Origin of the sequence: Dictyoglomus sp. NZ13-RE01 (assembly GCA_002878375.1) — a bacterium.
In the GTDB taxonomy this organism is placed as follows: Bacteria; Dictyoglomota; Dictyoglomia; order Dictyoglomales; family Dictyoglomaceae; genus NZ13-RE01.
Genome location: NIRF01000006.1, coordinates 22,696 through 40,840 on the forward strand (window position 1 = coordinate 22,696; position 18,145 = coordinate 40,840).

Below are 18,145 nucleotides of genomic sequence, written 5' to 3' on the forward strand. Positions count from 1 at the left end.
GTGAGCACGGTATATTTCTTATCTATGAGAGCCCGCAATGAACATGAGTCCCTATTAAGAAGATTAAAAAGATTAACAAAAACTCTATTGGAAGGACGTATGGAAAAAGGAGACATAGTAGCTATTAAATTACACTTTGGGGAACCAGGAAACCATGCTTTTATAAGACCGATATTTGTAAGACAAGTAGTAGAAGTTGTAAAAGAATTAGGAGGAAAGCCATTTCTAACAGATGCCAATACCCTTTATAAAGGGGGACGTGCCAATGCTGTAGACCATTTAGAATCTGCCATATACAATGGCTTTTCTTACTCTTCTACAGGGGCACCTTTAATAATAGCGGATGGTATATATGGAGATTATTTTAAAGAGGTAGAAGTAAATCTGAAAAATTTAAAAAAAATAAGAGTTGCAGGAGCCGTGCATGACGCAGACTTTCTAATTGCCCTTTCCCATGTAAAAGGGCATATGTCCGCAGGATTTGGAGGAGCTATTAAAAACGTTGGTATGGGAGCTGCTCCAAGATCTGGAAAGCAGATGCAACATGCTCAATTCAAGCCTGATCCTGATCCAAAACTCTGTATCGGTTGTGTTCGATGTGTAAAGCATTGTCCTACAGGAGCTTTATCCTTAGTAAATAAAAAATCTGTGCTATCTCGTCCAGATCTTTGTATAGGATGTGGTGAGTGTGCAGTGGTCTGTCCTACATCCGCTATAAAAATACTATGGAATGAATCTGCTATTGGATTACAAGAAAAAATGGTGGAGTTTACTTATGGTATGCTAAAGCAAAAAGAGCCGAAGTATGCTTTTATCAACTTTGTAATGGATGTTAGTCCAGACTGTGATTGTGCTGGTTGGCATGATGCAAACATTGTTCCCGATATAGGAATATTGGGAAGCCATGATATTGTTGCTATAGATCAAGCTTCTGTGGACTTAATAAATCAACAGATAGGTTTGAAAGACACTGCCCTTACAAGCAACCTAAATCCTGGAGAAGATAAACTAAGAGCAATTCATCCTTATATTGATTGGACTGTACAATTAAAGTATGCAGAAGAGATAGGATTAGGAAGTAGAAAGTATGAATTGAAGATGCTTAAATAAAGGGGCGGATTAACTACCCGCCCCCTATTGCTCTACTCCTCTTTTAAAATTAATACATCTCTTGGATTTAGCTCAATTTCTCCCTCGTACACCTTATTGCTCAGTAAGTCTATCTTTTTATTACCAATATTTATTCTACGTTTCTCATCAGAATGATTTAATACAAAGGTATATGTAATATTGTCCTTAACCCTTTGAGTAATCTCAACTCCATAAGGGATGTTTTCAAATAGAGGCTTTACTCCATGTCTTTCTGATACAAACTTGATAAAATCCTTCAAAAACTCATTATCAGGCATTGAGCCAATATAGTATGCATATCCATTACCAAATTTATTTAAAGTTACTACAGGTTTTCCCTGATAGTAGTCTTTTTTATAATAACCTATAGAGTTTGCTCCTTCCAAGTGAATTACATCAAAAACAATATTACAGGTATAATAATCCTTTGGGAAATATTTTCTATACTCATCCTCAATTACTATCTCATTACATACCTCAGGAGGTAGAGCATCAAACTCCTCCACCCAAATTCCCAAAAGCCTTCTTAAAAGTCCTGGATATCCTCCCAAAATTACTAAATCATTTTCATCTACAAGCCCACTTAAGGTTGTGGTGATAAATATACCACCATTCTTAACAAAATCTTCTATCTTCTTTACCCATTCCTCCTTTGTCATATATAGAAGAGGAGCAACTATAATCTTATACTTCTCAAAATTATCCTCAACACCAATAACATCCACACCTAATTGATTCTCATGTAATGCACGGAAGTATTTCTCAGTTCCATCCACATAGCTTATAGCTGTACTTGGACCTTGAGCATTCTCTAAAGCCCACCAATTCTCCCAATCAAATAGGACTGCAGTTTGAGCTTTTACTCTACTATCAAGAAGAGTATCCCCTAAATTCTTTAATTCCTCTCCCAATTCTTTTACTTCCTGAAATACTCTCGTATTCTCATGCCCTGCATGGGATATAACTGCCCCATGAAACTTTTCAGGACCACCCCTTGACTGTCTCAATTGGAAAAACATAACAGTATCTGCTCCATGAGCTACTGCCTGATAACTCATAAGTCTCATAACTTTTGGTCTTTTAATATAACAGTAGGGATGCCAATTTGTCTGGCTTGGTGTCTGTTCCATCAACATAAAAGGCATTCCTTGTTTTAATCCTCTCATTAGAGAATGCCTAAAAGCAACACTTATATAATCATCATTTACAAAAGGATAATTATCCCAAGAAACCACATCCATATACTTTGCCCATTCAAAATAATTAAGAGGCTTAAAGGTTCCCATTAGATTTGTTGTTACAGGAATATTAGGATTATATTTTTTTACTGCGTCATACTCTAATTTGTAACATTCCAAAATACTTTCTGACATAAATCTATAATAGTCTAATACCAATCCCTGAGCTACAGTAGACAATTTCCCTGTTAACCAATGATGGAAAAGTACATTTCTCAAAGTTGGAACAGGAATCTCATTCCAATCATAATAGGTCTGTCCCCAGAAAGAGGTATACCATCTCTTATTTAACTCTTCTAAGGTTTTATATCTATTTTTTAGCCACTCTCTAAACTTTCTCTCGCAATTTTCACAATAACAATAAGTGCCATATTCGTTTGCTATATGCCAAATAAGAAGAGCAGGATGATTGGCATACCTTTCCGCCAGCTTCTCCACTAATTTTACTGCAAAATGTCTATATACTTCACTATTGGGACAGAAGTTTACTCTTCCTCCATGGGACCTTTTCAATCCATTTATATCAACAGGAAGAACTTCAGGGTATTTTACAGACATCCAATGGGGCTGTGATGCTGTAGAAGTAGCAAGACATATATAAATACCATTCTTCCAAAGCTTATCTATTATCTCGTCAAGCATAGAGAAGTCATATTTATCTTCAGCAGGTTGTATTAATGACCAGCTAAAAACATTAACTGTTGCTATATTTATATTGGCAAGCCTAAATAATCTAACATCCTCATCCCATACCTCTTTAGGCCACTGCTCAGGATTATAATCTCCTCCATACCAAATCTGAGGCAGTTTAGGATTAATCATCAAATCCACTCCCTTCTCAGGATATAATTTCATCAATATTTTCCTGAATTTTCCTTATGGCTTTTACAATATCATCCATATCTTCTTTCGTTCCCAATAAAACATTCTGAGAAAACCATACCCCCTCCTCCTGACATGCCTTTTCTGTAACAGGAAGATATACGTTCTCATAAGCTCCCTTTATAGAATTTTTTATGGCAGGCAATTTATACAAAGGTACCGTATAACCTGGCTTTAAAGGTATCCCCTCCGCATTCATCGCCTTAACAAAATCCATCTTAGAGAGTCCTTTAAAATATTTAGGATTGTATCTAAAGATGTATAAATGATAGGCATGTCTCGTAACTCTGTCATCTACCTTTAAAGGCTCTACACCTTCTACCTCTCTTAACTTCTCTGTTAGATATTTTGCATTTTCCTCCCTTATTCTCATTAGATCTTCTAATCTTTCCAATTGTGCCAGTAATATTCCTGCCTGAAACTCTGTTAATCTATAGTTACCTGATAGATAATAATGCATATACCATTCTCCCTTTTTTGACCTTCCCACATTCATATAGGACCACGCCTTTTCCGCAAGCTCTTCGTCATTAGTAAGGATTATACCGCCCTCTCCTGCATTCATATTTTTTGAGGACTGGAAGCTAAAAATCCCCATATCACCAAGAGCCCCTACTTTTTTGCCCCTCCATTCAGCACCATGAGCTTGGGCAGCATCCTCAAGCACTCTTAAGTTGTATTTTTTAGCAATATTTAGGATATCGTCCATATTTGCAGGACAACCAGCAAGATGCACAGGAATAATTGCTTTTGTCTTAGAGGTTATAGCGGACTCAATTTTTTTTGTATCTATATTATAAGTTTCAGGATCTATATCTACAAAAACAGGCTTTGCACCTACCATGAGAACTGCACTCGCGGTAGCAATAAAGGTATATGCTGGAACAATCACCTCATCACCAGGTCCTATATCCATTGCTCTTAATGCAATCTCTAAGGCAGCAGTGCCATTAGTACACGTAATACCAAATTTTGCAGAATGATACCTGGCAAATTTTTCCTCAAACTCCTCATTTTTCTTACCGTTTACCCTTCCCCACTTCCCACTTCTCAATACCTCAATTAATATCTTCTCTTCTCTCTCATCAAATATAGGCCAAGATGGAAAAGGCTTTTCTCTAACAGGCTTTCCTCCCAAGATTGCTAAATTTGCCATTGCTACCTCCCAATAAAACAAACATTTTTACCATCATTATATAACAATTTTTATAGTTTTTAATTCAAAGGGTTTTACTTTTATTTTTATCTTTCTTCCATCAATAGGAAGTTCCCTGATATTTTCCTCTAGTAAATTGCATTCATAAGCCCTCTTTACAGAGAATGAAAATTCAAGTTCTATATCCCTCTCCCATCCAAAATATTCCGAAAATCTCAGTATAATTCCATCCCCATCTTCAGACCTTTTTAAAGCGGAAAATACAATATTGGGAGCATCCCAATTTATGAAGGTTTCCTTCGTCACCTTTCCCTTTAAAACCTTTGCAAATAAAGGTCTATTTAACTCTTCTGCAAACTTAATACAATCCCTCTTCCAATCACTACCATGTAATAAAATGGAATAGATAAATTTATGTTCTCCTAAGTCTGCATAGAAATCAGGAATGGCAGGAGACCTTAGAAGAGTTAATCCTAAAATATTCTCCTTAATGCTATGTCCATGCTTCCCATTATTTAACAAGCTTATTCCAAAATCACCTTGAGAATAATTAATAAATCTTTGCACTGGAAACTCAAATTTTGCCTTATCCCAAGAGGTATTCTCATGGGTAAGTTTATAATAAATTCCATAAGGTATCTCATAATGACAAATATATGAATTGATATTTAATGGGAATAAAGCTCTCAACATCACTCTCTTCTCATTCCATAATATTTCTGTCTCTATATCTATCTTGGGAGTCTTTGAATAAACCACATATCTTTGTTTTATTGTAGAATTTCCAAAGGTTTTAACAACCTCTATCTTTGCCCTTAAAGGTCCTTTTTCAACCACATTAATACTTTCTACCTTGCTTACCTCTTTACCATATTTTTCATAATCTAAAGCTATATCCCAAGCCTCCCAGCTTCTTGGTCTATCTGGATAAGCCCAAATTTGATTTCCCCTTCCTTCAAAAACTTCCCTTTTCCTTTCCTTATCATAAACTTGAATGGTACCATCACTATTAACCTTAAGGATAAGATATAAATTTTCTATCTCATTATCTCTTAATATAAGGTCAGAAATAATATTACAATCCTTCTTTTCTTTTATAGGAAGAGTAATATAACTTAGAGGAGGTATTTCAATCTCAGGGGAATAAATCAGCCTCTTTTCGCCCTTTTGAGAAGGAATTATATTTCCATTCTCTGTATAGACAGCCAAATTTTCATCTAAATCAATCTCCACCTTTAAAGGCTGTGGGTAGGATGTAGAGTTATAAACAAAAAGTATCAAACTATCCCCCACTATTTGTGGAAGCAAAGCTTCTTCTCTTAATATTTCCCTTAATTCTCTCTCTGTATCTTCATAAACTTCTCTAATAGATGAGCCTGGAAGTATATCATGAAATTGATTTCTCAAGAATTTTTCCCAAAGACCACTCAAGTCTTTATAATTATTTGATTTCAAGAAGGAAAGAGTGCTCAATGACTCTAAAAGTATAAGATGATTTTCAACATCCCTATTTAACTTTTTTATTCTACCTTGGGTAGTGTATGTTCCTCTATGAAGTTCTAAATAAAGCTCCCCAAAATAGGTGGGAAGAATATCTGGAGCTTCCTCAAAAAACCTTAATGGCGACTCCATAATAACTTGAGGAATTCCAGGAAGATCCTTTATCTTTTCCCACCTTTCCAGCATCTCTCTTGTAGGTCCCCCTCCACCATCCCCATATCCAAAGGAGTATAAAGTAGATGGATAAATATCCTTTTGATCAAAATCTTCCCAATTATCAAGAATTTCTTTTATATCCATCGTGGAATTATATCCACTTTTCTTACAAAATATATGAGCCTTAACCTTTGTTCCATCTATACCCTTCCAATAAAATAGGTCCACAGGAAATCTATTAGTCTCATTCCAAGTGAGCTTTGTAGTTGCAAAATAATCTATCCCTGATTTTTTTAATATCTGAGGAAGATTAGCATTAAATCCAAAGGTATCAGGAAGCCAAGCTACTTTACATTTCTTTCCAAATTCTCTTTCAAAAAACCTTTGGGCATACAAAAATTCTCTAACTAAGGTCTCTCCTCCTATTATCTGACAATCACTCTCAACCCACATTCCTCCTTCTACTATCCATCTGCCCTCTTTTACTCTTTCTTTAATTTTCTTATAAAGCTCTGGCTCCTCCTCTTTAATATCTTTGTAAAGTTGAGCTGAGGATTGCAAAAATTTAAAATCTCTAAATTCTTCCATTAGAGATAAAACCGTGGAAAAAGTTCTTTTTGCCTTCCTTATAGTTTCTTTTCTGGGCCAAAGCCATGCATAATCAATATGGGCATGTCCAAAAGCATATACTTTACCATTTACAGGATATTTACTTCTTAACCTTTTCAATTCTTCTTTCAACTTATTTCCTTCTTGAATGATCTTTTCCCTTATCTCCTTTGGTAGTTGAAAATAAGAATCAGAGAATTTAGGTGGATTCCAAAGTTTATTTAATTCATTCTTCAAAATACGGGTTTCCTTAGCAATTTTAGAAAAGACATCAAAGGAGGATGGAAGCTCAATCTCTCTAAAAGCATTTTCCATTAGCTTCATTAACTCTCTTTTTAGCTCTCTTATATTGGTACTTTTAATGAGCTCCCATAAAGTATAAAAGGAAAGAAAGGATGAGTATAACTCCTCATCCCTCTGATATATTTCCGCCCTATTAAACTTAGGACTATACTGGTGTTCTCCAAACAGTCCTTTTGGTACAACCTCTGCCAAAAGTTCAAAACTTTCCTCCCTTTTTGGGTCAACTGTTAAAAGAATATCCTTATGATAGATATTTAAGCCACCCTTAGGAGAGCTATTTACGTATAAAAGTGCCTCCCCTCCAAAATCCAAGGAGAGATAAACAGGAGATTCATAAATATTTTTTGGCAAGGAAAGCTTGGTATAGAACCATACAGGAAACTTCTCACTATTCCAATAATCTCCCACCCTTATCCTTTTCCAATGGAAAGAGGAATCATAAAGGGCGCTTTTCTCATCACTGAAAAACCAATCCTCAATACCCGCTCTATAAATTACAGTATAAGCATAAAGCTCATCCAACCAATGTGCCCACTGCCTCAAAATATATTCATAATTATCCATAACTAATCCCCTAATTTAATAGTTATCTCGGAGGGATATCCTTCTTTTATTAGCTCTTCCCTTATCTCCGCTACAGCCTTAACAATATTCTCCATTTTGGCACGAGCTTCTTCCCAAGTCCTTGTTTTAAGTCCACAATCAGGGTCAACAAAAATCTGTTCTGGTCTAAAATATTTTAAGGCAGTTCTAATTCTATCCTTAATTTCTTCTACACTCTCTATCCTATGAGAATGCACATCTACTACTCCGAGCCCAACAAATTTTTCCTTAGGAAATCCAAAACTTTCTATAAGAGGATAAAGCTTGTCATAATTGTTTGTAAACTCTAAATCAAACTGATGAACTGGAAAGTTAACAACATCCTTCCATATAGGTCTAAAATCTCCATAGCATATATGGGTTATTATAAAACTTCTAAGTCCCCTTGTGGCTATTTTAAAGGCTTCCTTTGCAATGTCAATTTCCTCAGGATGGGTAGGAACTGCAGGCTCATCAATTTGAACAAACAAAGCTCCTGCCTTTTCCAAATCTAAAGCCTCCTGATTAATGATCTCCGCAAGATCCAAAACTAAATCCCTCTTATTATCATAATATTCATTAAAGGACCAATCCGCAATAGTGTAAGGACCTGTCAACATCCCCTTTACTGGTTTTTTAGTTAGGCTTTGAGCAAACTTAAACATATCCACTGTAATTGGCTTTGTTCTTTTCACCTTTCCAATAACTATTGGCTTTTTGTAATATCTATTCCCATAGGATCTAACAAGCCCACTTATAGTAAATCCCTCTAAGTTCTCTGCAAAATATGTTGCCATATCTCCTCTTTCCATCTCTCCATGGACCAATACATCTACTCCAATTTCTTCCTGCATCCTTATAACCTCTTCTGTTGCTTTCAATTCCAGCTCATGCAATGTGGAATAAGAAATGAGACCTTTAGCATACTGATTTCTTGCCTTAACCAAATAATCTGGCTTAGGAAAACTTCCCACACTTGTAACAGGTAATATAGGTAATTTTATCTCCTTCATCTTCTTTCACCTCTTACCAAATTTACTCCTTTTGCTAAATTTACAAGCTTTTCATAAGCTCTTTCTCTCGGTAGATACTCTAATCCACAGCTGGGATTAACAAAAAGCCTTTCTTCGGGAACATACTCTAATGCTTTTTCCACTAAACTTTTTATCTGTTCTGGGGTCTCCAACTTTGTATTCCTTGCATCCACAATTCCATATCCAAGAGCCAAATTCTTAGGAAAATCCCTCAATATTTCAAAATTTTCCTTTCTTGATACAAAATCTATCCCAAAGGTATCTATATTAAGCCTTGATATCTCCTTTCTCAAAGGTAAAACAGTATAAAAATAGGTGTATATAGCTAAGTTACCACTAAAGTACCTTCTTATCCTGTTATAAATATCTACCAGTAGATCAAAATCTTCTGGATAGTATAAAATAGAAGGCTCATTAAACTGTAAATACTTTACTCCCTCTTTGTCTAAAAGCTTTACCTCCTCTATTAGAGCGTCAGTATATGCATTACTCAATTCCGCTATGCTTTTATAATATTCATCTCTGCTTAATCTTGCCAATGTATATGGTCCTGTTAATACAGCCTTAACGGGCACATTCTTTGCAAAATCTTGAGCCCTTTTCCAATCTTCTAAAATAATTGGCTCTCTCCATTTTATTTTTCCTACCACAACGGGCTGTCTATAATAGGTGTTATTGTCAAAATACCTGAAAAGTCCTCCAATCTCTATTCCATCAAGCTTTTTAGCAATATAACTCTGACCATCCTCCCATCTTATCTGTCCATCAGTTATTAATTCTACTCCTGCAGAGATCTGCTCTTCTATAACCTCTTTCGTAACCTCATCAAAAACCCTCTCCAGTTCCTCTTTACTAATCTTACCTTGATCATAAGCATGAATAGCCTTTCTCAATTTTGCCTCTCTTGGTGGATTAGGAATTTTAGGATAATGATCAACAACTGTTATAATCATGCCCATCCTCCTTTTACTTAAATATTATTCTTCATAAATATCCCTTAATACAGCACCTTTACTAGCAGAAGTTACAAGCTTTGCATACCTTCTAAGATAGGAAAATTCTATTTCTTTTTTAACAGGCTTCCAATTTTTCCTTCTATTTTCCAATTCTTCATCACTAACTTTTACATTCAATCTTCTTCCAGGTATATCTATTTCAATGATATCTCCATCCCTTAATAGAGCAATTGGACCTCCTTCTGCTGCTTCTGGAGAAATATGTCCAATAGCAGATCCCCTGCTTCCTCCTGAAAATCTTCCATCCGTGATAAGAGCGACATCCTCATCAAGTCCCATACCTGCCAGAGCAGATGTGGGTCCCAACATTTCCCTCATTCCTGGTCCTCCCTTTGGTCCTTCATATCTTATTACAACTACGTCTCCCCTCTTAATCTTACCCCCATAAATATCTTTAATTGCAGATTCTTCACTGTCAAAAACCCTTGCAGGTCCTTCATGTTTTAACATTTTGGGACTTACTGCGGACTTCTTAACTACTGCTCCTTCTGGTGCCAAATTGCCATAAAGTATAACTATACCTCCATCCTTCGCATAAGGCTCCTCCAATGGTTTTATAACATTTCTATCTCTAATTTCTGCGGATTTTGCAATCTCTCCAATGGTCTTCCCTGATACCGTTAAAGCATTTGGCTCTATGAGATTACCTTTCAAAAGCTCTTTCAATACTGCAGGAATACCTCCAGCCTCGTGAAGATCCTGAATATGCTGGGAAGAAGCGGGACTGAGTTTACAAATATTTGGAGTCCTATCACTAATCCTCTGAAAGACATCTAAAGGCAAATCTACCTTTGCCTCCTTCGCTATAGCAAGAAGATGAAGAACAGTATTGGTAGAGCCACCAAGAGCCATATCTACTGCTATAGCATTCTCGAAGGCTTCTCTTGTTAATATATCTCTTGCCTTAATATTATCTTTTACCAACTGTACTATTCTTTTCCCAGCCTCTTTAGATAATCTTTTTCTCATTCCATCATAGGCAAAAGGAAGAGTACCGTTAAAGGGTAGAGCTATCCCAAGGGCTTCGCTCAAACAATTCATGGTATTTGCAGTAAACATACCAGAACAAGAGCCACATCCAGGACATGCATACTGCTCCAATTCGTATAATTCTTCTTCTCTCATAGTACCTGCCTTAACTTTTCCAATACCTTCAAACACACTAATTAAATCTACATCCATTCCTCTCCATCTTCCCGCCAACATAGGACCACCACTTAATATCAAAGAGGGAAGATTTAATCTTGCTGCTGCCATAAGCATACCTGGAACTATCTTATCACAGTTTGTTATTAGTATAATTCCATCAAGTTGATAAGCTTCTACCATTGCTTCTATAGAATCTGCAATTAGCTCCCTACTAGCTAAAGAATACTTCATTCCTTTATGTCCCATTGCAATACCATCACATATACCAATAACTCTAAATTCCATTGGTGTTCCGCCTGCCTGTAAAATTCCATCTTTTACATATCTACTCACTATATCCAGATGTACATGTCCTGGGATCATCTCATTTCCAGAATTTACAACCCCAATTAAAGGTTTCTCTAAATCCTCCGGGGTATATCCCATAGCATAGAACAAAGATCTATGAGGAGCCTTTTCTAATCCCTTCTTAACACTATCACTTCTCAATTTCATTTACCTCCCTCACTATAAGCTCATTCTTAGTATATTTAGCACATCCTCTTTATATAATTTCTTTGTATTTCCAATAGGTCCAAACATAACAGCCTTTTCACTCATCTCTTCCAAACGAGAATCATCTATACCTACCTTTGAAAGTTTTGTAGGAACCCCAATGCTCTCATAAAACTCTATTAATTTTTCTATTCCTTTTAACCCTATCTCATAATCACTTCCCTCATCTGTAATTCCCCATACATTTCTCGCAAATTGTGCGAACTTCCATGGAATTTCATCAATCACATACTTCATCCAATGTGGGAATACTATTGCAAGTCCAAGTCCATGCGGAATATCATATATGGCACTTATGGCATGTTCTATAGCATGGGTAGCCCAATCTTGCTCTTTACCAACCCCAATTATTCCATTTAGGGCATTAGTCCCACACCAAAGAATAACTCCTCTCGCCTCCACATCCTCAGGATTTTGAATTAATTTAGGAGTAGTTTCAATAACAGTCTTCATTATTGCCTCTGCAAATCTATCTTGAAGTATCGCATCAGACACTTTATCAAAATACTGTTCAAAAACATGGGAAAGTATATCTACAATTCCATACAATGTATGGTTTAAGGGAACTGTTGTGGTATTTTTGGGGTCCAATATGGAAAACTTTGGATATAGATATGGACTTGATATAGCTAATTTTTCCTCAGTCTCCATATTAGATATAACTGCATTTCCATTCATCTCCGAACCTGTAGCTGCAAGAGTTAATACTGTACCTATAGGAATAGATGGCTTTATTGGAATTCTCTTTTTAAATAGATCCCATACATCACCTTCATAAGAGAGCCCTGCAGAAATAGCCTTTGCTGTATCTATTACACTTCCTCCTCCTACAGCTAAGATAAAATTAATATTATTTTCTCTAACCATTTCAATACCTTTTCTTACTAAATCTACTCTGGGATTTGGCTTTACCCCTTCCAGCTCAAAAATTTTAATATTTTCTTGTCTAAGTAGGAAAACTACTCTATCGTATAGCCCAATTTTTTTAATACTTCCTTGCCCAAGCACTAATAAAACTTTATCTCCATATAACTTTGTCTCCTTACCTACCTCATTGGTTGCATCTATTCCAAAAATTATCTTTGTCGGATTATGAAATACAAAATTTCTCATTTTTTTCCCTCCTTACTTTCAAATTTTAAAAATTATATGGTAATAATTATGATAATACAAGATTAAAATTTTTAAAATTATTCTTGCTTAATTCAGAGTATTTTGGTATAATTCCAACTTAAAAATTATAAAAGGGATAGTGGAGGTGGTGACAGTGGTATGGATCATGCCTTGCCCGAAAAGGGCATTTCAGAGCAATAAATATAACAAAAAACTTGAAAGGGAGGTATTAGAATGGCAAAAACCATTGAAGAGATTAATGAGAAAATTCGTGAGGGTAAAGCAGTAGTTGTTACAGCGGAGGAAATGATTGATATAGTAAGAGAGAAGGGAGTAGAAAAAGCAGCAAAAGAGGTAGATGTAGTTACCACTGGCACCTTTGGTATTATGTGTTCCTCAGGTATATATTTTAATATAGGGCATACTAAACCAAGAATAAAGCTTGGAGGAGGAAAGGTATATCTAAATAATGTGCCCGCCTATGCAGGTTTTGCTGCAGCAGACCTATTCTTAGGAGCAAATGCTCTTCCCGATGATGATCCAAGAAATAGATACTATCCAGGAGATTTTGAATATGGCGGTGGACATGTTATAGAAGACTTAGTTTCTGGGAAAGAAATACTATTAACAGCTACTGCCTATGGTACAGACTGCTATCCAAGGAAAAGTCTTAATGCTTATATTACAATAAACGATCTAAACGAAGCAGTCCTCTTCAATATAAGAAATGCCTATCAAAATTATAATGTTGCAGTAAACCTATCGAATAGACCTATCTATACGTATATGGGATTTTTAAAACCAAAACTTGGTAATGCCAACTATAGTAGTGCAGGACAGCTTTCTCCTCTTCTAAATGATCCCTTTTATAAAACTATTGGGATAGGAACAAAGATATTCTTAGGAGGAGGAATAGGATATGTAGCATGGCATGGAACTCAACACAATCCTAATGTTCCAAGAACTGAAAGAGGTGTCCCAAAGGTAGGAGCTGGCACCCTTGCAGTAATAGGAGATCTAAAAGGAATGAGTCCTAAATGGCTAAGAGGAGTAAGCATGAAAGGCTATGGGGTATCTCTTGCAGTAGGTATTGGAGTGCCTATTCCTATTTTGGATGAAGAAATAGCCTTCTACACATCTATAAGTGATGATGAAATTTATGCCCCTGTAGTAGACTATAGCTCTACCTATCCAAATAGAGAACCTGACATAATTACAGAAGTAACATACAAACAACTAAGAAGTGGAGAGATTGAAGTATTAGGGAAAAAAGTACCTACAAGTCCCCTCTCCAGTTATGTAAAAGCAAGAGAGATTGCCAACATATTAAAGGATTGGATAAAGACTGGAAAATTCCTATTAACAAAACCATCTGCCCCCATTCCCGGACCAGAATCAGGAATTAAATTTAAGCCCTTCTCTGGGAGAGAAATAAAGGAGGAGGTAAAAGAGAAATGAGGACTGAAAGAATTGTGCTCCATTTTCCAAAACATTTAGCGGACAAGCCTGTAATAGTTAATCTGGTCCGGAAATTTGATTTAGATTTCAACATTCTTAAGGCAACAATAACTCCAGATGAGGAAGGAGTAATGGTCTTAGAAATTACTGGAGAGGAAGAGAACTTTCAAAAAGGAATCCAGTATTTGAAAGAATTAGAAGTAAAGATCCAGCCTTTGTCTCAAGATGTAATATGGGATGAGACAAGATGTACCCATTGTGGTTATTGTGTAAGCTATTGCCCTACTAAAGCCTTACAAAGGGACGAAAAAACCTATATGGTTAGTTTTGATCCCCAAAAATGTACCACCTGTGGGATATGCGTTGAGATCTGTCCCTACAAAGCAATGGAGATAAGGTTAGTTATTTAAATATTCTCTATGGAAAGAAGTTTATTTACATTTTCTAAGGTCCCTACAATATAAAGAATATCTTCTTCTCTGATTATTTCATCGGGGTGGGGATTTGCAATGATATCTCCACCTCGATGAATAGCAAGGATTGATAAACTATATTTTCTACGTAATTGAAGACTCTCAATATTTTTACCGATCATAGATGGAGTTGGTTTTACCTCAAACACTTTTACATTACCAGAAAGCTCCATAAAATCTATTATATTAGGAACCACAAGTTTTTGAGCTAAAATCTCGCCCATTTGTCTTTCTGGATAAACAACTAAATCCGCCCCAATCTTTTCTAAAATTTTGCCATGAGCTTCATTAACAGCCTTAGCCACTACATACTTAACTCCTAATTCCTTAACTAATAAGGTAGCAAGAACAGAAGATTGAATATCATTGGCAATAGCAATTATTACTACATCACAATTCTGTATTCCTGCCTCCCTTAAAGCATTTATATTTGTAGCATCCACAACTTTAGCATAAGAAACATAATCTTTTATTCCTTCTACCCTCTCCTCATCCATATCTATGGCAAGAACAGAAGCCCCTAATCTTTCCAAGGTAATAGCCAAAGCAGAACCAAACCTACCAAGCCCAATAACTCCAAAATCATGAAATCTCTCCCCTGAAATAGCACTTTTATAAAATAGTGACTTCATATTAACCTACGCTTACCTCCTCTGTAGGATAATCTACAGTTTTCTTATGATTTACAAAGCTTAATAGTGCAAGACCTGCAGTTACCGTGCCAACTCTTCCCAAAAACATAGTAAAAGTAATTACCAACCTTCCAAAGGTTGAAAGCTGTGGAGTTATTCCAGTAGAAAGCCCAACAGTTCCAAAGGCAGATACTACTTCAAATAGAATCTTTAAAGGCTCAAAAGGCTCTGTAAGAAGCAACAAAAACCAAGAAAGAATTACTAAACTCAAAGAGAAGAAGAAAACTGCCCAAGCTCTTTTAACCGTTTCCCAATTAATGCTTCTATTCTTGAAATGAACATGCTTTCTTTCCAATATAGTAGTATAAACACTTAGTAAAAGAACTAAAAAAGTAACGGTTTTTATACCTCCTCCAGTTCCTCCTGGTGATGCTCCTATAAACATGAGAAGAATTAAAAAAAGCCAAGTGGCAGGTCTCATCTTGCCAATATCTAAAGTATTAAATCCAGCAGTTCTTGGAGTGACGCTTTGAAAGTATGCTCCTAATATCTTTCCCTTCCAAGATAGAGGTTTCAAAGTATTGTTATACTCTAAAATGAATATCATAATTGTACCTATAACAATTAAGAATAAAGTAGTTAGAAGGGCAGCTTTTGAATGAAGGGCTAAATGATTCTTCTTTTTAGTAAGTTTTTGATAAATGTCATAAATAACCAAAAAACCGATACCACCTATAATAATCAGGGATGTGATTGTCAAATTTAATAAAATATCATCCACATATCCTGTAAAACTTCTAAATCCACCAATTAGATCAAATCCTGCATTACAAAAAGCAGAAACAGAATGAAAGACAGCGAACTTAATAGCTTTAATAAGAGGATAATCTCGGATGAAAACAAAAAATAGTAGTAAAGCTCCTAAACCCTCAACAGAAAGAACTGTAATGAGAACTCCCTTTAAAAACCTAACAATACCTCTTAAAGATAAAGCATTCAAGGAAAATTGTATCATTATTCTTTCTCTTAATGGTATCTTTCTATTTAAAAGGAGCATAAGTGAAGTAACAAGCACAACATAACTTAATCCACCTATTTGTATAAGCAACATGATAACTAAATGACCAAAATGGGACCAGTGGGTACCCGTATCTACAACCACAAGACCTGTTACACAAGTGGCAGAAGTGGCAGTAAACAAAGCAGTTACAAAATCTGTGAAGTTACCACTTCTTGAAGAAATAGGAAGCATCAAGAGAAAAGTACCAGTAAGGATTACAAACAAAAAACTACGAACAAAAAAACCTGCAGGAGTTCCCCTTTTTATAGGAGATAAACCTGCTTCTAAACTACTCATATAATTAAACAAGCTTCAGTTACACCTCTTTTCATAATATAATATTTCAAAATTCTAAACGACAATAATTTTATTACCGAGGTCTTAAAATGTCAAATGAGTATGTAAGAAGAGAATATAGAAAATATATGAAAGCGGAAGACCTTATTGGATTTACCGTAAAAATAAAGGAAAGTGACCTTTACATTTTAGCAGAAAAAAATTTAGAAAAGGAAGCAAAAAGAATTTTAGAATATTACAGAGAGGAATTAGAAGAATATATTAAAATTGATCCAATTTTTCAAATAACCTTAGAACCCCACAAAGTTCTTCCCAATGCACCTCAGATTGCAAAGGAGATGTCCTATTGGGCAGAAAAGGCAGGAGTAGGTCCCATGGCAAGTGTTGCAGGCGCAATAGCGGAATTTGTAGGAAAAGATCTATTAAAATATACTTCGCAGGTCATTGTAGAAAATGGGGGAGATATTTTCTTAAGCACAAAGAAGGAAAGAAGGGTTGCCATCTTTGCAGGAAAATCTCCCTGGAGCAACAAACTGGGACTTCTCATTCCAAAAGATTCTACTCTTGGCATATGCACCTCTTCTGCAACCGTTGGACCATCCTTAAGCTTTGGGAAGGCGGATGCAGTAGTAATTGTATCTGACTCTACCATATTTTCTGATGCCCTTGCCACAGCTGTAGGAAATATGATACAAACTCCTGAAGATATAAATTTAGGAATAGAATTTGCTAAAAGCTTTCCCCAAGTTCACCAAGTAATAATCATCTTAGAAAAACACCTTGGAATTTGGGGGAAATATGAAATAATCAAGTTCTAAACTATATTATTTCTACAATAACCCTTGTAGAATCCTCATCTGATTGAATATCCACAATTTTCCCCCTAAAATCAGGATCATTTAATATTTTTTCTATCTCTTCAGGTGAAAGATCTACCCCTCCATATTGTACAGAATATTTATTAGCAAATTTTAAGCCCCATTTTAAAAAGGATAAGGGAATAGTAATATTAACTCTATTTACTCCTTCCTCCTCTATATATATTCTTAAAAGTCTTTTCTCACTACTCTTAAAATCATAGTTCTCCTCTAATTTTTTTAAAAGCTCCTCTCCATCCTCTGAGCTTATCTTTCCTTCTTCAATCATCTTCAAAATTCTATACCTTTCCTCTCTCATCTTTTCCCTCTTCCTCCTTTCTCTCTCCCATTTGTAAGAGTTATATAAAATTCTTCCACCCCAATAAACAAAGATAAGAGGCCAAAGTTTCCAAAGATCACTAAGAAATGGAATACCAAAATACTTGGCAGTAAGAGAGATACCAAGAGCAATCAAAATTACAGCTAAAATTACCTTCCCCCTCATATATCATTCCTCCTCTTTCTTCTCCTCATCTAAAATCTTTAGGGCTTCTTGAACCGTGATCTCTCCCCTTTCTAATTTATCTATAACCTCTTGAGCCTTTGTCTTAATCTCTTCCTCGATAGGAGGAAGTCCTATGGATCTTAATATATTGTCTAATCTACTTCTTACTGTGGGATAAGAAAGTCTTAATATCCTTTCCATCTCCTTCACATTTCCCCGAGTTCTTAGAAAAAGTTCCAAAAACTCCTGTTCCTCTTGAGAGAGAGAGGCAAGCTTTCCTACCCAAAATTCTCCCTCAATGGTAATGTTACACCTTGGGCATTTAAGCCTTGTTATAATCATCTCTCTTCCACATATAGGACATCTTGGCAGTTTATGGGCCATAAATTTATAAATCTCCTCTTTATAATTTTCAATTTTAATTTTATAAAATATAAAT

The 18,145-nt window shown here is 35.6% G+C and carries 15 protein-coding genes; 4 read left to right on the forward strand and 11 right to left on the reverse strand.

Going from position 1 to position 18,145, the window contains the following annotated elements:
- Positions 1-24: 24 nt before the first annotated feature.
- A complete protein-coding gene (locus CBR30_05530; GenBank protein ID PMQ01464.1) occupies positions 25-1,110 on the forward strand; it encodes a 4Fe-4S ferredoxin in 1,086 nt (361 codons plus the stop codon).
- 32 nt (positions 1,111-1,142) lie between these two features.
- Here CBR30_05530 and CBR30_05535 read toward each other — a convergent pair whose 3' ends face one another.
- The 7 genes from CBR30_05535 to CBR30_05565 are packed head-to-tail and all read right to left on the reverse strand — an operon-like array spanning position 1,143 to position 12,424.
- Entirely contained in the window at positions 1,143-3,191 is a 2,049-nt protein-coding gene (locus CBR30_05535; GenBank protein ID PMQ01527.1) for a beta-galactosidase, read from the reverse strand.
- A 16-nt stretch (positions 3,192-3,207) separates the two neighbouring features.
- A complete protein-coding gene (locus CBR30_05540; GenBank protein PMQ01465.1) occupies positions 3,208-4,407 on the reverse strand; it encodes a hypothetical protein in 1,200 nt (399 codons plus the stop codon).
- Between the two features lie 36 nt (positions 4,408-4,443).
- Positions 4,444-7,539 carry an alpha-mannosidase gene (locus CBR30_05545; GenBank protein ID PMQ01466.1) on the reverse strand — a complete coding sequence of 1,032 codons (3,096 nt, stop codon included), beginning with the start codon at positions 7,537-7,539 and terminating at the stop codon, positions 4,444-4,446.
- Between the two features lie 2 nt (positions 7,540-7,541).
- Positions 7,542-8,570, reverse strand: a complete 1,029-nt coding sequence (locus CBR30_05550) for a methionine synthase (protein ID PMQ01467.1) — start codon at positions 8,568-8,570, stop codon at positions 7,542-7,544.
- Positions 8,567-9,544: a methylcobamide--CoM methyltransferase gene (locus CBR30_05555; GenBank protein PMQ01468.1), complete on the reverse strand. Its 978-nt coding sequence runs from the start codon at positions 9,542-9,544 to the stop codon at positions 8,567-8,569. The genes CBR30_05550 and CBR30_05555 overlap by 4 nt, the downstream gene beginning before the upstream one ends.
- Positions 9,545-9,568: 24 nt before the next feature.
- Positions 9,569-11,251: a dihydroxy-acid dehydratase gene (gene ilvD, locus CBR30_05560; GenBank protein ID PMQ01469.1), complete on the reverse strand. Its 1,683-nt coding sequence runs from the start codon at positions 11,249-11,251 to the stop codon at positions 9,569-9,571.
- 12 nt (positions 11,252-11,263) lie between these two features.
- A complete protein-coding gene (locus CBR30_05565) occupies positions 11,264-12,424 on the reverse strand; it encodes an NADH-dependent alcohol dehydrogenase (GenBank protein PMQ01470.1) in 1,161 nt (386 codons plus the stop codon).
- Positions 12,425-12,658: 234 nt separating this feature from the next.
- Here CBR30_05565 and CBR30_05570 point away from each other — a divergent pair, with 234 nt between their 5' ends.
- The gene (locus CBR30_05570; protein PMQ01471.1) at positions 12,659-13,882 is read left to right on the forward strand and encodes a hypothetical protein; all 1,224 of its coding nucleotides are present in this window, start codon (positions 12,659-12,661) and stop codon (positions 13,880-13,882) included.
- On the forward strand, positions 13,879-14,292 hold the full coding sequence (locus CBR30_05575) for a (Fe-S)-binding protein (GenBank protein PMQ01472.1): 414 nt from the start codon (positions 13,879-13,881) through the stop codon (positions 14,290-14,292). The genes CBR30_05570 and CBR30_05575 overlap by 4 nt, the downstream gene beginning before the upstream one ends.
- Here the strand turns inward: CBR30_05575 and CBR30_05580 are convergent.
- Together CBR30_05580 and CBR30_05585 are read right to left on the reverse strand one after the other, a co-directional pair.
- Entirely contained in the window at positions 14,289-14,987 is a 699-nt protein-coding gene (locus tag CBR30_05580) for a potassium uptake system protein (protein PMQ01473.1), read from the reverse strand. The genes CBR30_05575 and CBR30_05580 overlap by 4 nt on opposite strands.
- A 1-nt stretch (position 14,988) precedes the next feature.
- Positions 14,989-16,344, reverse strand: coding sequence for a Trk family potassium uptake protein (locus CBR30_05585; protein ID PMQ01474.1), 1,356 nt, complete (start codon positions 16,342-16,344; stop codon positions 14,989-14,991).
- Positions 16,345-16,433: 89 nt separating this feature from the next.
- Between CBR30_05585 and CBR30_05590 the strand changes: the two genes are divergently transcribed.
- The gene (locus CBR30_05590; protein ID PMQ01475.1) at positions 16,434-17,162 is read left to right on the forward strand and encodes a hypothetical protein; all 729 of its coding nucleotides are present in this window, start codon (positions 16,434-16,436) and stop codon (positions 17,160-17,162) included.
- Position 17,163: 1 nt separating this feature from the next.
- Here CBR30_05590 and CBR30_05595 read toward each other — a convergent pair whose 3' ends face one another.
- Together CBR30_05595 and CBR30_05600 are read right to left on the reverse strand one after the other, a co-directional pair.
- The gene (locus CBR30_05595; protein PMQ01528.1) at positions 17,164-17,520 is read right to left on the reverse strand and encodes a hypothetical protein; all 357 of its coding nucleotides are present in this window, start codon (positions 17,518-17,520) and stop codon (positions 17,164-17,166) included.
- A gap of 189 nt (positions 17,521-17,709) precedes the next feature.
- Positions 17,710-18,090 carry a hypothetical protein gene (locus CBR30_05600; protein ID PMQ01476.1) on the reverse strand — a complete coding sequence of 127 codons (381 nt, stop codon included), beginning with the start codon at positions 18,088-18,090 and terminating at the stop codon, positions 17,710-17,712.
- Between the last annotated feature and the right edge of the window lie 55 nt (positions 18,091-18,145).